Genomic DNA, 23,882 nt, shown 5'->3' with positions numbered 1-23,882 from the left:
TTTAAAATTACACTTTGTAACGCAAAAAGAGGTGTGGAAAGACCCTCCACACCTCTTTGATACTGGTTGCCAAGGGCGATCACCAAGGTTTATTGGTCCCCTGGATTACCCAAGGTTTAGACCAAGCACTGTTAAGTCCATCGACTTGGGAGAAATTGGTCTGCTGGAGCCGGTCCATGGCGGCGTGTGTATTGACCTGATTGAGGTTTTCTTCATCGATCATGTAGTAGTACCTTACAGGCAGCACGGTCCGGATGGCAAAGGGACCTGCTTGCAGCTCAGGGTACCCGGTTCGTCGGAAGTCAAACCAAGACTCGGCCGCTGATGTCCAAGATGCAATCCACTTTTGCTCGATGAGCTGCTTTAGCGTACCGTCAAAGCGTACATTTTCCTGGGCCAGGTATGCCGCTGCCTGATTGGCAATGCCCCAAGTAGTGAAAGATGCCTGAATGGCCGCATTGTAGTGTGCTTCGGCCGTGTTTCCCACTGACCAACCCTTTAGCGCTGCCTCGGCGAGAATGAAATGCACTTCGGAAGCAGAAAGGATTCTGGATCGCAACAGGGGACCGGAAGCTGCACGATAGATGTCATTTAACCAGGATACATGGGGGTTAAATGATGCTTGATTGGCATCTGGGCTCATGTTGAAAACCTGAGGGCCTGGGATCGCGGGCGGAATACCCACGTAGTCGGCATTCTGGTTGATGTCATTGATGTCTATGTTTCGGGCTACCAATACATCTGGAGAAAGCAGTCTTCGCCCATTTTCAATACGGTCTGTTCCGGCAGGCAGGTTCTCATCTACTACCAAGGGTATTTGTACCCGATTTGCCCAAACACCTATTCGGGGATCGTTTTTGGAGCGCAGCGATTCTACCAAGGTGGCACACATCTTAATGCGCCGGTAGTTGCTTTCGTTGGCATCAAAACGAGTATTGTTAGGCCACGAAGTGTCGTTGCTGATCCCCGCAAAGCCCATGGAAGCATCGTCTGCCGGAGTCGTGATGATCGGATATTGGGCGGGATTGGCCATGATGGCCTCAATACCCTGCTTGGCAAAATCAGGGAGCTTGTCGGAAACCCGCATGAGGTACCGTAGCTTGAGTGAATTGGCAAGCCTTCTCCATTTGGCTGGATCGCCGTTGTAGTACACATCGGCACCTTGAATGGTGCTGTTGTACTCGCTACGTGGCTTAGAAAGCAGCTGATTGGCGCGCTCCAAGTCCTCCAGGATACCCCGGTAAATGGTTTCTTGGGTATCGAATACAGGGAAGGTTGCTTCGGGAGTCCCCTCGGTGCCTTTCAGCGCCATGGAATACGGAGCATCTCCCCAGAGATCGGTGATCAGACCAAACATCATCGATTTCATCACCAAGGTGACACCTTGCTGCAACTCGAAACCAAGCTCTACGGAACGGTCATACACAAACTGATTGTTTCGAAGGATACCGTAGTACCCGGCCCAGCTATTGTTTCGGTTCCAGTCGTACAGATTGTGTCCACCGGCCCAGCCGTCTTTTTGGGTATGCTGCATTACGCCAGCGATATCTCCATAGCCGAGGTTTACGATGGTTTTTCCTGCTTCAGTGAGCACGGTAGAGAGCACCAAGTTAGGGTTTGTGGTCGCCGGATTTGCGGCATTTGGGTCCACGTTCATATCCATCAGGCTTTCCTGACACGATACGGTAAAGATCATTACCAGCCCTAAGAGTTTGAAAGTTATATTTTTCAGAGTCATACAATATCTCATTTTATGTTGTGACCGGATGATTAAAAGGTAGCATTTACTTTGAAACCGATCGGCATCACCCATGGGTTGACATTCCAGCGTTCGATACCTTGCTTAAACTGCGTACCCGCTTGGACGCCTGCCTGCGGCTGGAAGGCCATCTCGGGATCGATGTTGATTTTGGCCGCCGTCCACAGGATGATGTTTCGGCTATACACCGAGAAGTTCAGGTTTTGCATTTTCAGGGCACTGGTAATACGGGCAGGAAGATCCATTCCGAAGGACACTTCCCGAAGCTTTACAAAGGATGCTGGATACAGGAAGGCTCTGGTAAAGCTCCAAGCGGTACTTCCTGCGAAAGGCATGGTCACGGTACCACCGGGCTGGCCGATGTTTTCACCTAAATTCTCGGCAAACTCGGTCGGGTTGCCATTCTCGTCAAATGCAGTGGCATAAACACCTGGGATAAATACCCCACCGTAAGGAAGTGTAAATGGTCCAAACGTAAAGGGGTAACCGTTGAATTCAGGTGTAGGCCCACCCACAAGCGGGAAGTTGTTGCCGTTCATTAGGATCATTTGGTCCTTGTTAGCAATCAGGTAATCCCTAAGCTCTCTTCCCTGCATATCGCCTGGGTTGATCAACTTATCCAAGAAGATCTGAGAGCGGCCGTGTTCTTCACCCCATCGGTAAGTTTGGGAAACAAAGTCGCCCCCATTTCTCCAGTCAAAGGTAAAGTTCAAGTGGAAGTTTTTGTATGAAAGAGCACTTTGGCCTCCTAGGATAAACCTAGGATTGAAATTTCCGATTTTGTTTCGGGTATTTTGGGCAGCCACGTCCTGCCATTTGCCACTCTGGGGGTTCAGGATAGGGAAACCAAAATAGGGAGAGTTGGGATCTTCGACCGTGATCACCTGCGCATCGTAGATATCGCCGATTTCGTCGCCTACGTAGGTCCATGCACCGCCTCGGGCGTCCGTCCAAAGCGTGTAAAACGGCAGGTCATCCGATAGCTCTAGGATGCGGGTTCGGTTTCTGGTCAGGTTCAGATTCAAATCCCAACGCCAGTTTCTGTTTTCCACGATGGTAGAACCTAAGGTCAACTCGATTCCCCTGCTCCGCAGAAGGCCCGCGTTGATGCTCTTACTGGTATAGCCCGTAGACGGGGGCAGTAACGTGCTAAGGATCTGGTTTTCATTTTCCATCACGTAGTAGGTACCGGCAAAACGTACTCGGCCGTTAAATAGCTGCATATCCAGACCGGCTTCATAGGAGCTTGCAATCTCCGGCTTTAAGGTCGGATTCAGAAGGGTAGATGGCAAGGTCAAACGAGGTAGATTTCCCCAGGCACCTGCGTTGGAGAGCATGGCAATCAAGCGATAAGGGTCGGCGTCGTTACCAACCTGGGCATATCCGCCCCGAAGTTTGAAGAGACTTATTGAACTGGGCAAATTCACCATTTCATTGACCAGCAAGCTCAGGGAAGCCGATGGATAGAAATACGGATCGGCATTGGGCAGTGTACTGGACCAGTCGTTACGGGCCGTCAGATCCAGGTAGATCATGTCCTTGTAGGACAGGTTGGCCAGTGCATACAAGCTGTTGATTCCCCGCTCAAAACGTGCATTGGAATACTGTACATTGTCTTGGGCAATATTCTGTATGGTGTACACACCTGGCACGATCAAACCACCTCCAGGTCGGGAAGCCACAGTCATGTTGCTGCCATTTTGGTAGCGCATATTTCCACCGCCTGACAGCGTGATGCCGAAGTTGTTCACATCCTTGTTGTAAGACACCAAGAAGTCCGCGTTGCTTTCAAAGCCATGCAGTTCTGTAATTCCATACGCACCGAATAACTCTTGCGTATAGCTGTTCGCAATTTTACTTTCCCGGGTTTCGCTATAGGTATCCAATGCGTAGCGGGCAAAGGCACTAAAGCTGGGAGAAATTTGCCAATCTGCTTTGATGTTTCCAAACACCCTATCTCGGGTAAAGCTATTGTTGACTTCATAGGCTAAGAAATAGGGGTTGTTGATCGTGCGGGTTGGGAAACTCGCATCCGGGCTGCGCTGCTGCAATCCTTCCTGACCTGGCATCCAATAGTCCTTCAAGTCTAGGATATTGATGTGCGGCGACGTTTCGTACACCCATTGCAAGGGGTTGGTACCTCGCTCGCCGGCAGGCCGGTTATTGGAATTGTTTCGGCTCACGTCCAAGTTGGTGCTTAGGGTAAGCTTATCGTTCATCTTTACCGAGGAGTTGATGTTCAGGGTATTTCGGAACAGATCCGCATTGGGTATGATGCCTCTATTTTGCATGTTACCGTAGGAAATACGGTAGTTCATCGAAGCCGTGCTGTTAGATACCGAGAAGCCGTTGGTAGTCGTGATTCCCGTTTGCATAAAGTTCTGCACATTATTCGGGTGAGAAACCAATTCCATGGGAATGGGACGGCCCTGTTCATCCAATGGGCTATTCCACTGAGGTGCCATATAGCCTCGGTCCAACTCGGCACCGAAAGCCGCGTTGACGTTTTCCTGTACCAGCGCCCCGAAAGGATTCGTCAAAGGACTTCCGCTGATATCGGGTGGAATGGCCGAAAACTGACCAGATCCAAACCGAGAGTGCCACTTCAGGAATTTAAAGGGAACATCAAAAACGGTGTTAGAGCTTACATTTACGGTCAGTCTATCCACTTTTCCACTTTTGGTGGTGATCAATACCACGCCATTACCGGCACGTGATCCATACAAGGCGGCCGCACTGGGGCCTTTCAATATGGTGATTTCTGCGATGTCATCGGGATTTAGACCCGAAATGGCATTCCCATAATCCACCCGGTTTTCATTTCCGATGGATGACACATTGTTCAATGTATTCGCAATTGGCACCCCATCTACCACAAACAGGGGCTGGTTGTCGGAACTCAGGGAAGTGGCACCCCGGATCACCATGCTGACAGAGGATCCAGTTCCTCCCGTGCTACTGATGGTGGCGCCAGCCACTTTTCCTGCCATGGCATTCAAAAAGCTCTCCTGTGCCACCCGTGTCATTTCGTCTCCTCCCACCCGTTCGATGGAATAGCCTAGGGATATTTCCTCCCGGCGTATACCCAAGGCAGTAACAACTACCTCACCCAGGGTACCTTCGTCTTGGACAAGTTCCACATTGATCACCGACCGGTTTCCTACGGTGACTTCCTGATTTTGGAAACCGATGTAGGAAAAGATAAGTACGGTGTTGTTGTCCGGCACGTCCAGGGAGAAGTCCCCATCGATATTCGTCGCAGTACCTACCTGCGTACCCTTGATGAGTACGTTGACGCCGGGAATTCCCATCGTCTCCTCTTTTGAAGTTACCTTTCCGGATATCCGCCTGCTTTGGGCGTAGGATTCCGATAGACAAAACAAGCAGAACAGCGCAATACATGCGATACCGAACGGCTTTTTAGCAAGTGTAAAGTGTTTTCCCATAAAACATCTGGTATGGTTAAATAATATGACCTAGGATGAATACTAATAAAGGAAATATTCATACCACTAATAACAGGCAAAAATTTTGAAAAAAATAAATCTTTGAGGTTAAATATCCACGTAGCCTGGAAGGATTGTTTTAAGCTATTGTAAATAGAATGTTAACAGAATGTTATTTTGGTTGAAAAAGTGTTAGCCAGTGGCGGTCAACGTTGAAAAATAAGAAATGAAAAAGATAGGAGATATTTTTTCAAAGTACGCTCAATTTCAGGGAGTTTATCCTTTCTGCACCGACTCTCGCAGCCGATCAAACCACTGTAAATGCCTGCTAATCCGAGGTCCCGGAACAAACCGGTAAATTAAATTAAAACGGTAATTTCCCGTGAAAAGGGCGGGGTTCAATCCAGCAGTATTCGGCAGACGTACTTGGTTGAGGACATAGTTTACATTAACCGACCAGGTTTTGTTGTTGTAGCCCGCAAATCCCCTTAGAAACAAATTGGGGTTTAGCTGCCAGGAGGCTATTTGATCTCCCCGATCCAGGGAAGAAAGGTAACCTACACCTAGGTTACTGCTTACGGACCCAGTCAGAAAGAAATGTTTTGCGATGACCAAGGTACCCACATAGCCCACGTTTGGACCAAACTCAAAAAAGCGTATTTGCTCGAAACGTCCACCAGGCTGATTCAATAGTAGCGGATGGAGCAGACCTTCTTCGTTGGAAGCTTGTCCTCCATACATTTCAAAACCAAGGAGCATGCTGGCAGCAGACTTTTTCTGCCATTCATTTTGCAGAAAGGCGGCTCTTAGAGAAAGTTTATCCCCATTAAATAAATATTGAACGGAAGCTCCTATTTTTCGGATGCTCATATCTGGTAGGACCACGAAACGATTCGGACCATAAACAGCAGATTCCTGTCCATCTACGTGGTAACCTCGGTAGAACTGCCCAAAAAAGTCAATGACAAATTTTTTGGGGTACATGTGGGCCTGTAGGTCCAGGTATTTGCTGTCCCCCTGTCCCAAATCCGGATTCAAGAATCCGAACCCATAGGCCAAGTTCAGCGTGAGGTTCTGATAGGTAGCTCCCACTCCCATATTCAGGGTGGAATTAGGTTCAAACCGATACCTGTTGCCAGTCCCCGGGTCTCTCATCTCCAGCGCTGTATACTTTCTGGAGAAATAGTACCGACTGGTAATTTTCTCTGGAAAAGCTTCGTAGTAAAGATTTAGAGTATCATTTTGGCACCGAGCAGGGGCGGCAGGCAAAACGAAAAGCAGTACGAATAAAAGGCAGAAAAAATAGCTGTTCATGGTATAAAGGTACATAAAGGAAAAGATTTTAAATCAAGATGAGCGCGTGGATAAAAAATTTGGAGGTGAAAAAAGTTAATTCAATGTTCCCTCCATCCAAATTCCAAAGAAAAATAACTAGTAGAAAAAGTTGCTTAATCACCCGGTACAAAGATACAAATATTTTTCCTTACAAAACAAAGATATGATCTCGCTAATTTTTGATAATTTAATGAAATAATTACAAAGTGGTTTTTATCAAATGTGTACGTTACTCATGCTCACTATGGCTAGTCGGACAGCCCCCCTTGGAGCGATCCGGGTCGGGGTATATGTGGAAGTTTTATGGAGCAGGATACAATCATTATAGATATAGTTGGTAGTGAAATGGTTAAACTCAACTGATTGCCCCCGATGGATAGGCCGCAAGCAAGCGATTCTTGCTTTTTTGGGCAAAGGTGCTCTAACACCAGTAAATTTTCATGGATTTCTAAAGCCATTTAATAAAATCTTTTTATCACAATATATTAAAGGTTTAATTGGCATACGTAGCAGATTCCTAATCTTCGCAGCATTAGTCGGATAGAATGATTAGTTTTGCAGCCTATTCTTTTATATGGAAACATCCCCTCTCGTTAGCGTCATTACACCCTTGTATAATCAAGAGGCCTTTTTGGAGGAGACGGCCAACTCGCTGTTAGGCTCCGACTATGCTCACATGGAATGGATCATCGTAGACGATGGATCTACAGATTCTTCTCCCGAAATTGCAAAGAGACTTGCAGATAGGTATCCGTGGATATTTTTTTTTAGCCAAACCAACGCAGGACCCTCTGCTGCCAGAAATACCGCTATCGGCTTTGCTAAAGGAACCTATATCCTACCTTTAGATGCCGACGACCTGATCTCAAGCCACTATATCCGCGAAGCGGTAGATGTATTCCAGCGCAGGCCTGAGGTAAAAGTGGTGTATTGCGAGGCAGAAAAATTTGGGGCAAAAACGGGTCCTTGGAAACTCAAACCCTTTAGTCGTGCCCAATTGGCGCAGGGAAATATGATTTTTGTGACAGCCATGTACCGAAAGTGCGACTGGGAAGCGGTGGGTGGATATGCCGAAGAAATGACCTGGGGATTTGAGGATTGGGAGTTTTGGATCGCCATGCTGAAGGAATCCGGGGAGGTGGTAAAGTTGCCTTTCACTGGATTCTATTACCGCATTCGGGGCGGTTCCCGCCGAAAGTCCGTAGATCAACGGGCCCGGCAGCTAACCTACCAATTTATCAATGAGAAACATCGGGACTTTATATATTTACACCTCAAAGGCCCCATACGCAGTAGCAAAACCTGGTCCAAGCCGGTAAATACCATCCTTCACTGGCTGGGTATCCGTTACTAATTTAGGGTACCCGAAGAACGAAGTTTTAGCACGTTGATAAACAATCTCTTTTTGCCTCGCAGAAAAAAAATCCACCGATGCGAAAGTCAAGACGAGCGTTAGGCTGCGCCATCGTGCAACCAATGATCTCGTTGTTAGATTTTGTCCCTTCCCTTAAAAAACTTGTTTAGGTAATATTGGATAGGGTTGGTGTACTTGAGTAGTTTCCAGGGGCGGCTTCCGTGCGGACGGTGCAGGACCCGTGTATCCATCAGCACAACATTCTCGAATCCATTTTCAAACGACTTCTTCGAGATGTGGGTATCAAACCAGTCCTTTGAGGTATCGAGATTGGCGAAATTATAGGTCTGCAAAAAACGATGGCTAAGCAACGTGCAACAAAAGCTAAGGCTTCGCTTGGTATGGATCAACGACGCTTTTTCATCCTTGAATTTGAGGTAGGGGAAATTTACCTTGTCATTTTCGTCCACCGTCACGGCACCTACCATCCCCGTACCCGGATGCTGCTCGCTAAACTCCAGAAGCTTTCGAAGGGTATCTTTTTTAACGGTCACGTCAGACTCCACAATAATGAGAGAGCACTTTTGAGCCAATGCATGCTTTTGGGCATGTTGCAAGACCGTTTTGTAATTTGGCGATGGTGTATCTGTCAAATCCCGGAGGTGGATGAGCTGAAAATTGTACTGCCTAGCTCCCTGTTCCAATCCTTCTTCGGTTTCAGGGGAACTGTAGTCATTGTACACGCGGTACTCTAGGGACCCTTCAGCCGATTGGATGGCCTCGATGGTTGTCAGGGTTGCGGCTAGCGCGTCTTTTACCGGTGTAATGACGATTGCGGACATGGGGAAATAGAAAAAAGGGGGCCAATAACTGAACGCACTGCTGTTTCTGTGCGTAGGCTATCGGCCCCGTTAGGTTGCAATGGTTTAATTCAGCTTAAGAACAGCTTCTTTGATACTCTTTAGGGCTTCTTTGAGCTCATCCTCTGAGGCCGCGTAGGAAAGACGTACGCAGTTGGGTGCTCCAAAAGCTTCTCCTGTTACCAGAGAAACGTGGGCTTCCTTCAAAATGTATAAGCAGAAGTCGTCTGCAGTTTGGATGGTCATGTCGCCGTCGGTTTTGCCAAAATAGGCAGTGACGTCCGGGAAGAAATAAAACGCGCCCTCTGGCACGTGGGTCTTGATTCCGGGGATATCCCGGAGCAGTTCGAGCACCAAATCCCTTCGTTTCAGGTAGGCTGCTTCCATCTCCTTGGTGGGGGCTTGGTCCCCGACAATGCCTGCCAATGCAGCACGCTGCGCGATCCCCGTTCCACCGGAAGTGAATTGCCCCTGCAGTTTCTCGCAGGCTTTGGCGATGGCTACTGGTGCACAGATATAACCCACTCGCCAGCCAGTCATGGCATATCCCTTCGAAAACCCATTGACCGTGATGGTACGTTCAAACATACCTGGGAACGAGGCAATGCTGGCGTGTGCTCCGGTGAAGTTGATCTTTTCGTAAATTTCGTCCGCTATTACGACGATGTTGTCCCGCTTCTTCACCACGTCAGCGATGGCTTCCAACTCTTCTTTGCTGAATACAGACCCGGTAGGGTTGCATGGAGAGGAGTAGATGACGGCCTTGGTTTTGTCGGTAATAGCTTCTTCCAGCTGCTGTGCAGTAGCCTTAAAGTTATTTTCCAACGTGCCTTCGATCAATACCGGCACACCACCTGCCAATTTGATGATTTCGGAATACGATACCCAATAAGGGGAAAAAATAACTACTTCGTCTCCCTCATTCACGATACACATGAAGATATTCGCGATGGAGTGCTTCGCACCGGTGGAAACCACGATATTTTCTGCCTTCGCTTCGCCAATGCCATTCTCGGTTCTTAGCTTGGCGGCTATGGCTTCCCGTAGATCCTGGTAACCCGCTACCGGCGGATAGGAAAAATACTTGCCCTCATCAATAGCGTCTTTGGCAGCCTGTTGAATGTGCAGAGGAGTCTTGAAGTCTGGCTCTCCCAAGCTTAGGCTAATGATATTGATGCCCTGACCTTTGAGTTCTCTGGCTTTTTTTGCCATGGCCAAGGTAGCCGATTCCTCCATGGCGTTGATGCGATCCGATAAAATAGCGTTCATGAATATGTCGAAAGATTTAAATGACAGCCATCACAAGGCTGATAACTAGGTAAATTTGTTGGATAAAGTATTATTGGTAATTGGACAATCCTTTCGATTGTGGGTGCAAAATTAAGTATATTGCAGTTGAATTCTAAACCTTTATGGGAAATAGATGAGATATATTTGATATGCAAAATATCCTATCGGAAAACAGCGTTATATTCAAGATGAAGCAAAGATTTGCAATACTACTGCTGCTGATTATGAGTCAGATGACTGTTGTGTGGGCACAGGAGGAGTCGATCACAGACCCTGATTCCTCAGGCGTTGTAAAGAATAGGCTGTTGCCTACGTCTACCCCGATTCTTTTATTTTCCGATCGGGAAGAAAGCACTAAAGAAAAGAAGAAGCAGAAGAAAAAAAAGGAGCGAAAGAATTTCTACTTCGGCGAACGAACCAGTAGAAACATGATCCGTAGTAGCTTTCGCGATCAGACCACGGTGCAGCTTTTTCACACCACAGCGCGAACCCAACGGGTGGACCCCTACATCAGAGACATCCATTGGTACGATTCCCGGTCCAAGTCCATTAAAAACCGAAACTTTGAACCGTCCAAAGGGCAACTGCTTCACGGACCCTACGAAAAACGGGTCAATAATGTGGTCGTAGAGACGGGTATGTATTATTACGGCACCAAGCATGGTCGCTGGCTAGCATATGACGGGAAGAGTGTGCTATTGGACAAGTCGCATTTTTACCAAGGCTGGCCCAAGGATTCCCGCATCACGTACTATAACAGAGAGCGCAAAGAAATTGAGCGAATGACACCGATCGAATACGACTTAGAGGAAGGGAATTTTTTCCATTTCTATCCGGGGGGGCAGGTAGCGGTGATTGGCGAGTACCGCTTTGGAGAGCGTGTGGGGCTTTGGACGGAATTTTGGGAATCAAAAGGCGAAAACCTCGTCCGAAAAAGAGAAATCCAATACCAACCACAGCCCTTCACCCGAAATTTCCGTCCCTTCATCCGGGCGGAATGGGACAAAGAGGGCAACTTGATCTATAGAAACGACGGCTAATAGAAGGCGTCCTCGAAATGCCGAAAAGCGATTCTTCCGTGTCGATCCTTGTACACGGCCACGATGTCAAATCGGATATCCCGATGCCAGTCGTTGGCATGGATGTAGTAATCTGCGGCCCGTATGATGAGTTGCCTCTTTCGATAGTCGACGAATTCTTCTGCATAGCCATACCCCGTACCGCTTCTGAATTTAACCTCTACGAATACCATAATCCCCTTATGGATGCATATCAGGTCAATCTCAGCGTGCTTATAGCGATAATTGGCCTCGACGAATTCGTACCCTTTATGTTCGAGCCATTCTTTGGCCAAAACTTCGGCCTCCTTCCCTTTCTCTAAATGCTCTGCCATATGATTTGGAAGTAAATGTTTTAAAAAAAGACCCTCTTTGTTACTTTTATCCTTTCAAGAGGCAAAACCAGAACCAATCGACCGTGGAGTATTGTTCTGTTTCTGCGATAAACGAACAGCGGTGAACCAAAATAAGAATAAAACGGTAAATTTCATTGACTTAGGACTCAAAGATTACAAGGAAACTTGGGATTTTCAGGAACAGTTATTTGCAGAGACCGTGGCTTTGAAGATTCAAAATCGACAGCTGCCCACTGAAGAACAGGCTTTAACTTCCAATTACCTCATTTTTGTGGAGCACCCACACGTGTACACCTTGGGCAAGAGTGGAGATAGTAGCCACCTCTTGCTGGACGATGAAGGCCTCAAAGACAACCGGGCCGTTTTTTATAAAATTAACCGTGGAGGAGACATCACCTACCACGGACCTGGGCAATTGGTGGGCTATCCCATTTTAGATTTGGACAATTTTTTTACCGACATTCATCAATACCTACGCTTTCTAGAGGAGGCTGTAATCCGAACGTTGGCGGAATATGGAGTCCATGCCGGAAGAATCGATGGCCTAACCGGAGTGTGGCTGGACCATGAAGCTCAACTAAATCCCCGGAAGATCTGTGCCTTAGGAGTAAAGTCCAGCCGGTGGGTCACCATGCATGGGTTTGCCTTTAATGTCAATGCAGACGTTCAGTATTTTGGGCATATTGTGCCCTGTGGCATTCCTGACAAATCCGTCACCTCCCTTCATTTAGAACTTGGGCGCCCTGTAGATATGGAAGAAGTTAAGGCAAAGATGAGGCGACACCTGGAAGCACTCTTTGAAATGAAGCTGTATACCACTGCGTAATAGTCTATGAAGAAAGATATACCCTTTCACCCCGTAACGGGCGTCAAGATGGCAATCGCCCGGTCTCAAAAGGACGCTGGAGCAGACTGGGCCGTATATATCATCAACAAAAACCTGATCTCGCTGCAAACCTTAATGATTACCTCCAAAGGGTATGGTCAGCTAGAGGGTGAGAAAAAGCAAACCTCTACCCTTCGGCATTTGATCCAAGAACTGGAAGCCACCTCCGTGGCCAAGGTGGAGATCATTGATCCCAAGCTGTTTTCGCTTACCAACGAGTTTTGGGTGAGCTACTATATCATGAATCAGATATTCGATAAAAAATTTATATTTGTACAGGGCAGCATGGAAGAATCTAACATCCGATACATTCCAGAGCTGGATTTGTTTGGGGTTCTTCACGTTTAAAAGAGTGTCATGGGTAACTTTTTCCAGGAGCTACAGGATATATTGTTTTTGGATATAGAGACGGCGTCGGTCACGGAGCACTGGGAGGATCTGCCTAGCAGGCTGCAGGACGAATGGGTGCGAAAGATCCGAAATCAACCGGGGGGAGAAGAAAATGATCCGGGGGCGTTATATTTCCAGAAAGCCGGTATCTACGCTGAGTTTGGGAGAGTAATATGCATCGGCGTAGGTTTTTTTCATTATGCTGCCGAGGACAACGAGTTGATTTACCGAACCAAGACCTTTGCACTGGAAACCGAGCACGATACGCTTTTTGCTTTTCGGCAACTTTTGGAGAAAAAAAGATGGGTGCTTTGTGGTCATAATGGAAAGGAGTTTGATTTTCCTTACCTGTGCCGGCGCATGCTCATAAACCGAATCCCGCTGCCGGAGGTGTTGGATATAGCGGGGAAAAAGCCTTGGGAAATCCGTCATTTGGACACGATGGAGATGTGGAAATTTGGGGATTATAAGCACTACACCCGACTGGAGCTATTGGCAGCGGTATTCCATATTCCAACTTCGAAAGAAGGGATAGATGGAAGCATGGTAAACGAAGTGTACTACAAACAAGGAGATCTGGAGAGCATCCGGCACTATTGCATTCGGGATGTGGAAGTCACCGCGAGGCTATACCTGGCCTACCAGGGTCTTCCGGGCGACATGGAATTCCGTGTATTGAATCTGGATCTGGAAGGTAAAGATTAATCCCAAAGCAGCCCTAATGTACCATAATATCTTTACCTTTAACACTTGAGAATTTGTTTATGGGAAGAAAATCAGGAAAAAACAATAGAGATCGAAAAAAAGGAGGGTCTGGCCGGGGCGGGAACCCCTTTCAATTAAAAAATACCGTCCTTAATTTTTTTGAGAGCCACTTTGGCGAGGAATTCTCTGAGCGTCAGCTCAGCAAGCTGCTCAAGCTTCGGGATGCAAACGAAAAAAGTGCTTTACCGGAAATTTTGGTAGAATTGGTAAGCGCTGGAAAGCTGTCAAAGAATTCCCGCAACGAATTTAGCACAACCAGCGACCCTGAATTTATTGAGGGAGAGGTAGATTATGTCAATGCACGTTTTGCATTCATCATCCCCAGAAGCTTAAGTAAGGCAGATGATGATATTTTGGTAAAAGAAAAGGATTTGAAGAACGCGCTCGACGGAGATATCGTGCGGGTAATGGTATTCCCCGGTCGGGCCAAGAACGGCCGCCGTGAGGGTAAAGTAATGGAAATACTCACCCGTTGCCGGGATGAATTTGTTGGAAGGGTAGAAATTTCTCCCCGATTTGCCTTTGTGGTACCGGATTTCAAAAAAATGCACCGGGATATTTTTGTGAAAAAATCCGACCTGTTAGAAGCACAACATAATCAGAAGGTGGTCGTAAAACTCACCGATTGGAGCGAAAATGAAAAGAATCCTACCGGCAAGATTGTTCGGATACTGGGTACAGCCGGAGAGCACGAGGTGGAAATTCATTCCATCATGGCAGAGTTTGGACTTCCGTTCGAGTATCCCGAAGAGATAGAAGCCGAGGCAGAGCGTATCCCGGAGGCGATCGGAAAAGACGAAATTGCCCATAGAAGGGATTTTAGATCCATCGCTACTTTTACTGTAGACCCGGCGGATGCGAAGGACTTCGACGACGCCATTTCCTATAGGCAGCTGGAAAACGGAAATTTCGAAGTAGGCGTGCATATCGCCGATGTAACACACTACGTTCGTCCGAATACGCTCCTGGAGCGGGAAGCCTATCACCGTGCAACTTCCGTTTATTTGGTAGACCGAACCATTCCCATGCTCCCCGAGCGCCTGAGTAACGGGCTTTGTTCCTTACGGCCAAACGAGGATAAACTTACCTTTTCCTGTGTGTTTGAAATGACACCGGATGCGGCTGTGTTGAATTATTGGATAGGCAGGACCATCATCCATTCCGATAGGAGATTTGCCTACGAAGAAGCCCAGGAAAATATAGATCAGCAGTCGGGAGACTTCTACCAGGAGCTCTCAGAGCTCAACGAAATGGCCAAAAAACTCCGCGCTGAAAGGTTCAAAAAGGGAGCTATCAACTTTGAGACGGTGGAAGTGAAGTTTAAGCTCGACGAAAAGGGAAAGCCGTTGGGCCTGATCATCAAAGAGCGAAAGGATATCCACAAGATGATCGAGGAGTTTATGCTATTGGCCAACCGAACCGTGGCAGAATTTGTGTTTGACAGAAACAAAGGGAAAGATACCTTTGTATACCGGATTCATGACTACCCTGATTTGGAAAAGCTAACCACCTTTGCGGGATTTGCCCGAAAGTTTGGACACGAACTCACCATCACCGACGAGCGAACGGTATCGAAGACCCTGAACAAACTGATGGACGATATCGTGGGTAAACCCGAGCAAAATGTGCTGGAGCAACTGGCTATTCGAAGTATGGCCAAAGCCAAATACACCACGGATCCAAAGATCCACTTTGGGTTGGCTTTTAAGCATTATACCCACTTCACCTCACCGATCCGAAGGTATCCCGACATGATGGTTCACCGCCTGTTGCAGCATTATTTGGACGGCGGCAAGAACCCCGAAAATCAACCCTGGGAGGAGAAATGCACCCACTCCTCGGAGCGGGAGAAGCGGGCAGCAGATGCAGAGCGCGCTTCGATCAAATACAAGCAGGTAGAATACATGCAGCTTGCCGAGGATAAAGATTACGAAGGGATCGTCACTGGAGTAACGGAATGGGGAGTCTATGTGGAAATTACCGAGACCAAATGCGAAGGCATGGTCAGGCTCCAGGATATTACGGACGACTACTACGATTTTGACGAGCGAAACATGCGTTTGGTCGGATCCAAAAATAAACGCATTATTACCCTAGGAGACAAGGTTTCCGTGAGGGTTGTAAAAACCGATATTGACAGAAGAACGATTGATTTGGAATTTGTAGATGATGCAGCGAAATAGCCAGCCTTTACCAGCCATACAGGAACACCTCGAAACGTACATACGGAACTTTGATTTTGGTAAAACCCCTCAAGAACTTTATGAGCCCATCACCTACCTGATGGGCCTTGGAGGAAAACGAGTACGCCCGCTTTTGGCATTGTTGGCGTATAGACTTTATAGGGCCGACTATGAGCAAATAGTGGCACCGGCTTCGGCGGTGGAGGTTTTTCACAATTTCACACTGATGCACGACGACATTATGGATCAGGCGCCTCTAAGAAGAGGCATGCCGACCGTGCATGAGAAGTGGAATGCGAATACCGCGATCCTGTCGGGTGATGTGATGTTGGTAAAAGCATACGAGATGCTCTTGGAAACACCTCAGGAAAAGCTGGCAGAAGCGATTCGCCTGTTCAATCGAACTGCCGCAGAGGTCTGTGAGGGGCAGCAGCTCGATATGAACTTTGAGGCTGAATCCACAGTGTCCGAAGAAGCCTATATTGAGATGATCCGCCTAAAGACCGCTGTACTGCTGGGATTTGCGTTGCAACTTGGGGCCCTCTTAGCCGATGCACCGAAAGCCGATGCAGAGAGGCTCTATGCCTTTGGGGTACTGGTAGGTATTGGCTTTCAGCTCAAAGATGATTTGCTGGATGTGTATGCCGATAAAGCCAAGTTTGGAAAGCAAGTGGGTGGAGACATTATCGCCAACAAAAAGACCTATCTGTTGATCAAAGCCTTAGAACTTGCCGAAGGAAAGACACGGGAGGAACTAACCGGATGGATTGCTGACGAAAACCCGGACAAAGCCGAGAAAGTGCGTGCCGTAACCTCCATTTATGATGGATTGGGCATCAGAGAGCTGACCGAGGAAAAAATCAGGGCCTATTTTGACCAAGGTTTTTCCCAACTATCTGAGCTGAAACCTAACGACAAAGAAGCCTTAACCTTATTGACGAAGGTGGTAGAGGACTTGATCAACCGCGAAAAGTAAACCCATTAACTACATGGAGCTATCATTGACATTTTTGTTGATTGCGCTTACCTGCTTGAGTTCTTACTATGCCTGGAAGACACCTTCCTTCTTAAATGCAAGCATGTTTACACCCTACCGTGTGAAGCATAGGGGGGAATATGGGCGGTTTTTATTGTCTGGTTTTATCCACAAAGATGGGGTACACCTATTGTTCAACATGTTTACCTTCTACTTTTTCGGGCAAGTAGTAGAGCAGTTTTTGGGCTACATGTTTGGGCCGGGCTTAGGTGCAGTGATGTTCGTGGGATTTTACTTGGTAGCTATTGTCGTTTCAGACATACCGACCTATTGGAAGGAAAAAGATAATCCGCACTATCACGCCCTAGGTGCTTCGGGAGGTACGGCTGCCATGGTATTTGCGAGTATTGTCCTGATGCCGCTGGCAGACATTTGCATTTTCGGGATTTTCTGTTTGCCCGGTTTTATTCTGGGCTTCTTGTTTTTGGGCTATGCCATTTACAAGGGCAAACAGGGCGATGACAACATCAACCACGATGCGCATTTATTCGGTGCGTTGTTTGGGATAATTTTTGTGCTGGTGATTTCTCCAAGTCAGGGTCTTTACTTCTGGGACCAAATAAAAAGCTTCCGGCTTTTTTAAAAAACCGGAAGCTGGAAGTTGTTTTCGTAATGGAAAACTATTTACTTTTTTGTAACTGTCTTACCAGTTTGTCCACGGCGTCTTTCAGCATAGGAACCCAATTTTCGCCTCTTACTTCTGCAAAGACATCGGGGCCTGGAATACCCACTCTAAAGCCAAGGATTCGCTCGGTCGTATGGCCCTGTCCTTCTTTTTTGAAGTAAATATCCGCCGCATTGATATTGGGGGTAAAGCGGGAAAGTTTGTCAATAGATGCCCGGATTTCCTCCTGAACAGCATCGCTGATGTCGAAACTTACTGCCTGTACGTCGATTTTAATTCCTTTATAATTCTCCGTGTAATTCATAAATGTTAACTGAATGATAAAACAAATTTGGGTTGAACTGATTAAGTAACGTTACCGATCCAAAAAAAGTCGGCAACAAGTGGTTAGGTGTTGTGCGCAAAGTTAAAACCAATTTTTAAATTGAAACCACATTTCATCAAAAAGAATGGTCTTTGGCACGCACGAAAAAAAGCCTGCGCTACGCACAGGCTTTCTATGTTATCAGGTTGAGACGAAATCTTACGCTTCTGCAGGGACTACAGACACATACGATTTACCGTCGTATTTTTTTCTAAAGCTAACCTTGCCATCTACCAATGCAAAAATGGTATGGTCTTTCCCAAGACCTACATTTTCACCTGGGTGATGTTTGGTACCTCGCTGTCTGATGATGATATTTCCGGCAACGACTGCTTCGCCACCAAATTTTTTTACACCAAGACGTTTACTTTCCGATTCTCTTCCGTTTTTGGAACTACCGACACCTTTTTTGTGAGCCATGATTGAAAATATTTTAGGTTAACGGATAACTACCCGTAAAGATTATAGGGTGATACCTTCGATTTGAATTTTTGTAAACTGCTGTCGGTGACCATTTTTCTTTTTGTAACCCTTTCTTCGTTTTTTCTTGAAGACGATTACTTTGTCACCTTTAACGTGTGCCAACACCTTGGCCGACACCTTAGCACCATCCAACAAAGGGGCGCCGATCGATATGGTTCCATTGTCTTCTGCCAACAGGACCTCATCGAACTCTACGGAAGCGTCAACGTCAGCAGCCATTTTAGGGGCATAAATCTGTTGATCTTTTGTTACTTTGAACTGCTTACCGGATATGTTAACTATTGCGTACATAAACTGGTTGAATAATACGATTTATAAAATTGAGGTGCAAATATAGCTAGCTTTTAGCAACAAAAAAATAAAATGCTGATAATTAAATGGTCTAGGCTGGGATTAAACAGCAGAACACAGGGCGTTGATAAAAATCGAAATCGAGAAAATCCCAACCCGGATACTGAAAAAACGGCAGGGTATAGGTATTTGACCAATGTTCAGGAAAATGTGGATTATTGGTGTGGAAAACTTTTCAAAAAAATTCTGATTTTTTTTCAATGTCCAAATTACAGCCTAATTACTTAAAGCAACGATAGTATATCCATATCCTATCTTCCTCTTTTATTGTACATTATGCTAATTTGACTAAAGGTCAAAAAATCCGCCGTTTTACGTAATCGGTACTTTGTTTTGTAATTTATGTTAGCCATATTTGTTAAGGTGTTGGCGTCACCCCTGACCCGACACCGAATTTCTACACCTGCATAAGCACAGAAGGAAAGTTTGGCTAGCGGCGATTGTATGAGAGGCGGGTAGCGCATAAACTTAACGAAGTAAACCTATTACCATGAGAGCAGAACCTATATTAGAGCAAGGAGACAACAGCCGATTTGTTTTATTTCCCATTCAGCACGACGACATATGGGAGTATTACAAAAAGGCTGAGGCCAGTTTTTGGACAGCCGAGGAGATTGATTTGGGGCAGGACCTCAGCGACTGGAAAGACTTAAATGACGGGGAAAGACATTTCATTTCCCATGTGTTGGCATTTTTTGCCGCAAGCGACGGCATCGTGAACGAAAATCTGGCTGAACATTTCGTGTCAGAGGTACAATACACCGAGGCGAAGTTTTTCTATGGCTTCCAGATTGCGATGGAGAATATACACAGTGAAACTTACAGCCTCCTGATTGATACCTATATCAAAAATCCGGACGAAAGAGACAAGCTGCTAAATGCCATCGAGCACTTAGACTGTGTGAAGAAAAAGGCAGAGTGGGCGCTTCGTTGGATTGATCAGGGCAATTTCCAGGAGCGGCTGATTGCATTTGCAGCCGTGGAGGGCATCTTTTTCTCGGGCTCTTTCTGCTCGATTTTCTGGCTCAAGAAGCGCGGCCTCATGCCGGGACTTACATTTTCGAACGAACTGATCTCCCGTGACGAGGGTTTGCACTGCGACTTCGCTTGCCACCTCTATAACAACCATGTGATAAACAAATTGCCCGTAGAGCAGGTCACAGCCATTATCAAAAATGCGGTAGAAATAGAGAAAGAATTTGTAACAGATGCCTTGCCGGTAAGACTGATCGGCATGAATGCAGACCTGATGTGCCAATACATTGAATTTGTCGCAGACAGGTTATTGGGTGAATTGGGGTGTCCCAAGGTGTGGAACAGTACAAATCCATTTGATTTCATGGATATGATTTCCCTACAGGGCAAGACCAATTTCTTTGAGAAGCGGGTAGGTGACTACCAAAAAGCCGGCGTGATGAAAAACAAGGAAGTAGCTTCATCCGGCAGTAAATTTTCCATAGAAGAGGATTTTTAGTTTTATTAAACCATCACAGCAGCATGTTAGTAATCAAAAGAGACGGACGCAGGGAATCGGTCAGGTTCGACAAGATCACCGCAAGGATTGAAAATTTGTGCTATGGATTGGATTCCAGGTATATCCATCCCATAGAAATCGCCAAGAAAGTCATTGATGGACTTTACGATGGGGTCACCACAACGGAGTTGGATAATTTGGCTGCTGAGGTATGTGCTTCGCTCACCGTGAAGCATCCGGACTATGCCATACTGGCTGCTAGGATAGCCATCTCAAACCTACATAAAACCACCAGCCAGTCTTTTTCCAATACAATGAAGCGGCTGTATACCTATATCAATCCCATCACCAATGAAAATGCTGCGCTGATTGCCCCAGATGTGTATGGCATTGTAAAGCAGCATGCCGCACGACTCGATGAGGTAATCGATTACAACAGGGATTTTGATTACGACTACTTTGGTTTTAAAACACTGGAGCGTAGCTACCTGATCAAGCTAGACGGAAAAGTAGTAGAGCGTCCACAACACATGCTCATGCGTGTGGCTATCGGTATTCACAAGGAAGATCTCGAAGCTGCGATTGAAACCTATCACCTGTTGTCACAGAAATGGTTCACGCACGCCACTCCTACTCTATTCAACGCGGGTACTCCCAAGCCGCAGCTTTCATCCTGTTTCCTTTTGACAATGAAGGACGATAGTATCGATGGCATCTACGATACACTAAAGCAATGCGCTAAAATTTCCCAGTCTGCCGGAGGTATAGGGCTATCTATACACAATGTGAGGGCAAAGGGCTCGTATATCCGTGGAACGAACGGCAAGTCAAACGGCATTGTACCCATGCTTCGTAATTTCGACATGACTGCCCGCTATGTGGATCAGGGAGGTGGCAAGCGTAAAGGTAGCTTTGCGGTGTATCTCGAACCTTGGCATGCAGACATCAAGGATTTCCTTGATTTGAAGAAAAACCATGGAAAAGAGGAGTTACGTGCTAGGGATCTGTTCTATGCGCTATGGGTCTCTGATCTGTTTATGAAACGTGTAGAAGCGAACGAAGACTGGTCCCTTTTCTGCCCCAATGAGGCACCGGGTTTGGCCGAATGCCATGGAACGGAATTTGAGCGGCTCTATGAAAAATACGAAAAGGAAGGTAGAGCCAGAGAAACCATCAAGGCACAGGAGCTGTGGTTTGAAGTACTTGAATCTCAGATCGAAACAGGCACTCCTTACTTGCTCTACAAGGATTCAGCCAACAGTAAATCGAATCAAAAGAACCTAGGTACCATCAAATCTTCTAACCTATGTACTGAAATTCTGGAATATACTTCACCGGACGAGGTAGCCGTATGTAACTTGGCGTCCCTCGCCTTGCCAAAGTTTGTGGTAGAAGGAAAAGACGGTAAAAAATACTTCGATCACCACCGATTGTACGAGGTAGCCAAGGTAGCAACCCGAAACCTGAACAAGGTGATTGATGTGAATTTCTACCCCGTAGAAGAAGCTAGGAGATCCAACTTTAGGCACCGACCCATTGGGCTGGGCGTACAAGGTTTAGCAGATGCGTTTATTATGTTGCGTATGCCATTTGACTCGGAAGAGGCCAAAGGCTTAAATGAGGACATCTTCGAAACTATCTATTTTGCAGCCATGGAAACCTCCATGGAACTGGCCAAAGTTCAAGGTACCTACGAAACCTACGAGGGGTCACCTGTATCCCAAGGTCAGTTTCAATTTGACTTGTGGGGTGTGAAGCCAAAGTCAGGACGATGGAACTGGACCGAGCTGAAGGAGAAAGTGAAAAAATACGGCGTACGAAACTCCCTATTGGTGGCGCCTATGCCTACGGCTTCCACTTCCCAGATTTTGGGTAACAACGAGTGTTTTGAGCCCTATACCTCAAACATTTATACGAGGAGGACCCTCTCCGGAGAATTCATCGTGGTCAACAAGCATTTGCTGAAGGATCTCATCCAAGCCGGATTATGGAATGAGAACATGAAAAATAGAATCATTGCAGCTAACGGGTCCATTCAAAACATCCCGGGCATGCCTCAGCATTTAAAGGATCTGTACAAGACCGTATGGGAGATTTCCCAAAAGGTGATTATCGATATGGCCGCGGACAGAGGCGCCTATATTTGCCAATCCCAGAGCATGAATCTTTTCCTTCAAGAGCCGAATTTTGGAAAACTTACCTCCATGCACTTCTACTCTTGGAAGAAAGGTCTTAAAACCGGTATCTATTACCTGCGTTCCAAAGCTGCTACCAGCGCGATCCAGTTTACGGTAGACAAAACCCAATTGGGTACTGCGGCCGAAGTTGCAGCTGAAGATGCCAAAAAGCAACAACAAGAGGCCATCGCCTGCTCTCTGGACGATCCGGAAGGCTGCGAAATGTGTGGCAGTTAAAGACTAGTTCCCTAACAAACCCTAAAAGAGCTGTTTATCGATGGATAGGCAGCTCTTTTTATTTGGTTACACAAGGGAATAACGTAAAATATAGTAGATATTGAAATACCGTGGAAAAGCGGAGGTATACTTGCTTCTGTTATCCCTCCACTTTTCCCCTTTTTTATTTCAATTAGGATTCCTAAAAATGTGTACGGTGGCTTGGGTAACTTTTCTGACTTCACAGCCCTAAAAACGCAATGTGTGGATATTATATAGATAAAAATCACACTATTCATTCAAACCAAATATTCACCACTTTTGCTTATAGGGTAATCCTTATTCAGCATCTCAACAACTATTTGTTAAAGTATGAATAAATAGTGTGTTTTAACAAAGAATACTTTGCATTTATTTACCTATTATAAGGAAGTGTACCCGAAAAGGAAATACCAATTGAATTGCCGGAGAACGATTCACCTTGTCTATTTTGATAAGTCATAGGGGTGTAGGTCAAAGCAAACCATTTATATCCAAATTCGAATCGAGGGTTAGTTGAACTTGTGTAAGCCACATCAGGGAAAAAGCCATCACCTCTTAATTTAGGGTTCAAATGGGTAGTAATACCAACTCCAAACCGGAAATCTTCATTTATTTTCCAAAATGGGGTCAAGTGAACAGGGAATCTCAAAAACATCACATTTGCATCATCTGCTGCGGTAGGGGTCCATTTCAAGCCTATGGCAGATCTAATTATCAAGTGCCTAAAGTTAGCGAATTGCATTTCGCCACCAATGCCCAAGTTGATACCTTGTCCCGCCCGCAGGGTTTGATCACCACCATTGGTGAAGAATACTTGTAAAATCTCATCCCCACCAAACTCGAAGCCACCTTCGATTAGCAGTTTGACACTAACTGGTTTCTCGGCTTGTTGTGAGAAAACTAGGGTAGTGGTAACAAAGAGCAAAAACAGAGCAGCCAATACTTTTTTCATATAAATTTTTAGGTTTTAAGACTTAGATAAATTCAGAAGATTTTTAGGAACTAGTGTAGGTAATTTCTTTTGCCGGGGACGTATTTTTGGATAGGAAGCAAGCAAAAACTATTTTTGGTTTGCTACTGATGGTTTGAAATGGACAAAAACTATTTGACTGCTACTATTAGTAGTCAATCAAAAGGATTTTTTACCTTTTTAGGCAGGCTTTTTTTAAAGATGTACGTTATCTTCTGGAAGATTCTATCAATCTTTTTCCTTCTTCTTCTGATAGTTGATTGCAATAAAACTTCCCTTTTCCAAAGGCTTTTGTTTTTGTCGTGAGGGTAATATAATAAGTTGGATATTTCGGTCGGACCATGCCAGCGTTTTCGGTCAAATGGTGCCACTCCAAAAGAAGGTGCAAAGTAGTTAAAATTATTTATTCATTTTTTAAAATCCCCTTTCTCATGGACTCTCCGTTCAGGTTTATCCGGTGGG

The 23,882-nt window shown here is 46.1% G+C and carries 20 protein-coding genes; 10 read left to right on the top strand and 10 right to left on the bottom strand.

The genetic code is table 11. The features are described 5' to 3' along the window. Positions 1-79 precede the first annotated feature (79 nt). The 3 genes from JJU34_RS14665 to JJU34_RS14655 form a co-directional block, all read right to left on the bottom strand. Entirely contained in the window at positions 80-1,738 is a 1,659-nt protein-coding gene (locus JJU34_RS14665) for a SusD/RagB family nutrient-binding outer membrane lipoprotein (RefSeq protein ID WP_228693138.1), read from the bottom strand. Positions 1,739-1,770: 32 nt separating this feature from the next. Next, positions 1,771-5,205 carry a SusC/RagA family TonB-linked outer membrane protein gene (locus tag JJU34_RS14660; protein ID WP_228693137.1) on the bottom strand — a complete coding sequence of 1,145 codons (3,435 nt, stop codon included), beginning with the start codon at positions 5,203-5,205 and terminating at the stop codon, positions 1,771-1,773. A gap of 276 nt (positions 5,206-5,481) precedes the next feature. Next, entirely contained in the window at positions 5,482-6,534 is a 1,053-nt protein-coding gene (locus JJU34_RS14655) for a DUF4421 domain-containing protein (protein WP_228693136.1), read from the bottom strand. 580 nt (positions 6,535-7,114) lie between these two features. On the opposite strand from JJU34_RS14655, the gene JJU34_RS14650 reads away from it, so the two are divergent. Then, positions 7,115-7,894 (top strand): glycosyltransferase, encoded by a 780-nt coding sequence (locus JJU34_RS14650; RefSeq protein ID WP_228693135.1) that lies wholly within the window; start codon positions 7,115-7,117, stop codon positions 7,892-7,894. 134 nt (positions 7,895-8,028) lie between these two features. On the opposite strand, the gene JJU34_RS14645 is transcribed toward JJU34_RS14650, so the two are convergent. Together JJU34_RS14645 and JJU34_RS14640 are read right to left on the bottom strand one after the other, a co-directional pair. After that, positions 8,029-8,736: a glycosyltransferase gene (locus JJU34_RS14645; protein ID WP_228693134.1), complete on the bottom strand. Its 708-nt coding sequence runs from the start codon at positions 8,734-8,736 to the stop codon at positions 8,029-8,031. Between the two features lie 84 nt (positions 8,737-8,820). Continuing rightward, a complete protein-coding gene (locus tag JJU34_RS14640) occupies positions 8,821-10,023 on the bottom strand; it encodes a pyridoxal phosphate-dependent aminotransferase (RefSeq protein ID WP_228693133.1) in 1,203 nt (400 codons plus the stop codon). Positions 10,024-10,232: 209 nt separating this feature from the next. Between JJU34_RS14640 and JJU34_RS14635 the strand changes: the two genes are divergently transcribed. Continuing rightward, on the top strand, positions 10,233-11,084 hold the full coding sequence (locus tag JJU34_RS14635) for a hypothetical protein (protein ID WP_228693132.1): 852 nt from the start codon (positions 10,233-10,235) through the stop codon (positions 11,082-11,084). Here JJU34_RS14635 and JJU34_RS14630 read toward each other — a convergent pair. Then, positions 11,081-11,437 carry a YraN family protein gene (locus JJU34_RS14630; protein ID WP_228693131.1) on the bottom strand — a complete coding sequence of 119 codons (357 nt, stop codon included), beginning with the start codon at positions 11,435-11,437 and terminating at the stop codon, positions 11,081-11,083. The two genes, JJU34_RS14635 and JJU34_RS14630, sit on opposite strands and share 4 nt — an antisense overlap. A 121-nt stretch (positions 11,438-11,558) precedes the next feature. On the opposite strand from JJU34_RS14630, the gene lipB reads away from it, so the two are divergent. From lipB to JJU34_RS14600, 6 genes are read left to right on the top strand one after another with little or no spacing between them, the layout of a single operon-like run. Beyond that, the gene (gene lipB, locus JJU34_RS14625; protein ID WP_228693130.1) at positions 11,559-12,284 is read left to right on the top strand and encodes a lipoyl(octanoyl) transferase LipB; all 726 of its coding nucleotides are present in this window, start codon (positions 11,559-11,561) and stop codon (positions 12,282-12,284) included. A gap of 6 nt (positions 12,285-12,290) precedes the next feature. Then, positions 12,291-12,692, top strand: a complete 402-nt coding sequence (locus JJU34_RS14620) for a hypothetical protein (protein ID WP_228693129.1) — start codon at positions 12,291-12,293, stop codon at positions 12,690-12,692. 9 nt (positions 12,693-12,701) lie between these two features. Further along, complete coding sequence (locus JJU34_RS14615; protein WP_228693128.1) at positions 12,702-13,439, top strand: 3'-5' exonuclease; 738 nt, start codon at positions 12,702-12,704, stop codon at positions 13,437-13,439. 59 nt (positions 13,440-13,498) lie between these two features. Continuing rightward, positions 13,499-15,682 carry a ribonuclease R gene (rnr, locus tag JJU34_RS14610; protein ID WP_228693127.1) on the top strand — a complete coding sequence of 728 codons (2,184 nt, stop codon included), beginning with the start codon at positions 13,499-13,501 and terminating at the stop codon, positions 15,680-15,682. Next, entirely contained in the window at positions 15,669-16,658 is a 990-nt protein-coding gene (locus JJU34_RS14605; RefSeq protein ID WP_228693153.1) for a polyprenyl synthetase family protein, read from the top strand. The genes rnr and JJU34_RS14605 overlap by 14 nt, the downstream gene beginning before the upstream one ends. Positions 16,659-16,671: 13 nt before the next feature. Beyond that, positions 16,672-17,301 (top strand): rhomboid family intramembrane serine protease, encoded by a 630-nt coding sequence (locus tag JJU34_RS14600; RefSeq protein ID WP_228693126.1) that lies wholly within the window; start codon positions 16,672-16,674, stop codon positions 17,299-17,301. A 37-nt stretch (positions 17,302-17,338) separates the two neighbouring features. On the opposite strand, the gene JJU34_RS14595 is transcribed toward JJU34_RS14600, so the two are convergent. The 3 genes from JJU34_RS14595 to rplU form a co-directional block, all read right to left on the bottom strand. Beyond that, positions 17,339-17,647: an HPF/RaiA family ribosome-associated protein gene (locus JJU34_RS14595; RefSeq protein ID WP_228693125.1), complete on the bottom strand. Its 309-nt coding sequence runs from the start codon at positions 17,645-17,647 to the stop codon at positions 17,339-17,341. A gap of 219 nt (positions 17,648-17,866) precedes the next feature. Next, on the bottom strand, positions 17,867-18,127 hold the full coding sequence (gene rpmA, locus JJU34_RS14590) for a 50S ribosomal protein L27 (RefSeq protein WP_228693124.1): 261 nt from the start codon (positions 18,125-18,127) through the stop codon (positions 17,867-17,869). Between the two features lie 42 nt (positions 18,128-18,169). After that, positions 18,170-18,481 carry a 50S ribosomal protein L21 gene (gene rplU / locus JJU34_RS14585; protein ID WP_228693123.1) on the bottom strand — a complete coding sequence of 104 codons (312 nt, stop codon included), beginning with the start codon at positions 18,479-18,481 and terminating at the stop codon, positions 18,170-18,172. Positions 18,482-19,031: 550 nt separating this feature from the next. Between rplU and JJU34_RS14580 the strand changes: the two genes are divergently transcribed. Both JJU34_RS14580 and JJU34_RS14575 read left to right on the top strand, forming a co-directional pair. Continuing rightward, the gene (locus tag JJU34_RS14580) at positions 19,032-20,015 is read left to right on the top strand and encodes a ribonucleotide-diphosphate reductase subunit beta (RefSeq protein WP_228693122.1); all 984 of its coding nucleotides are present in this window, start codon (positions 19,032-19,034) and stop codon (positions 20,013-20,015) included. A gap of 23 nt (positions 20,016-20,038) precedes the next feature. Further along, complete coding sequence (locus tag JJU34_RS14575; protein ID WP_228693121.1) at positions 20,039-22,429, top strand: ribonucleoside-diphosphate reductase subunit alpha; 2,391 nt, start codon at positions 20,039-20,041, stop codon at positions 22,427-22,429. Between the two features lie 394 nt (positions 22,430-22,823). On the opposite strand, the gene JJU34_RS14570 is transcribed toward JJU34_RS14575, so the two are convergent. After that, positions 22,824-23,402, bottom strand: coding sequence for a hypothetical protein (locus JJU34_RS14570; RefSeq protein WP_228693120.1), 579 nt, complete (start codon positions 23,400-23,402; stop codon positions 22,824-22,826). Positions 23,403-23,882: the final 480 nt, after the last annotated feature.

It is taken from the genome of Lunatimonas sp. (assembly GCF_020832325.1).
GTDB lineage: Bacteria > Bacteroidota > Bacteroidia > Cytophagales > Cyclobacteriaceae > Lunatimonas.
This window is presented reverse-complemented; position numbering and strand designations above follow the sequence as displayed.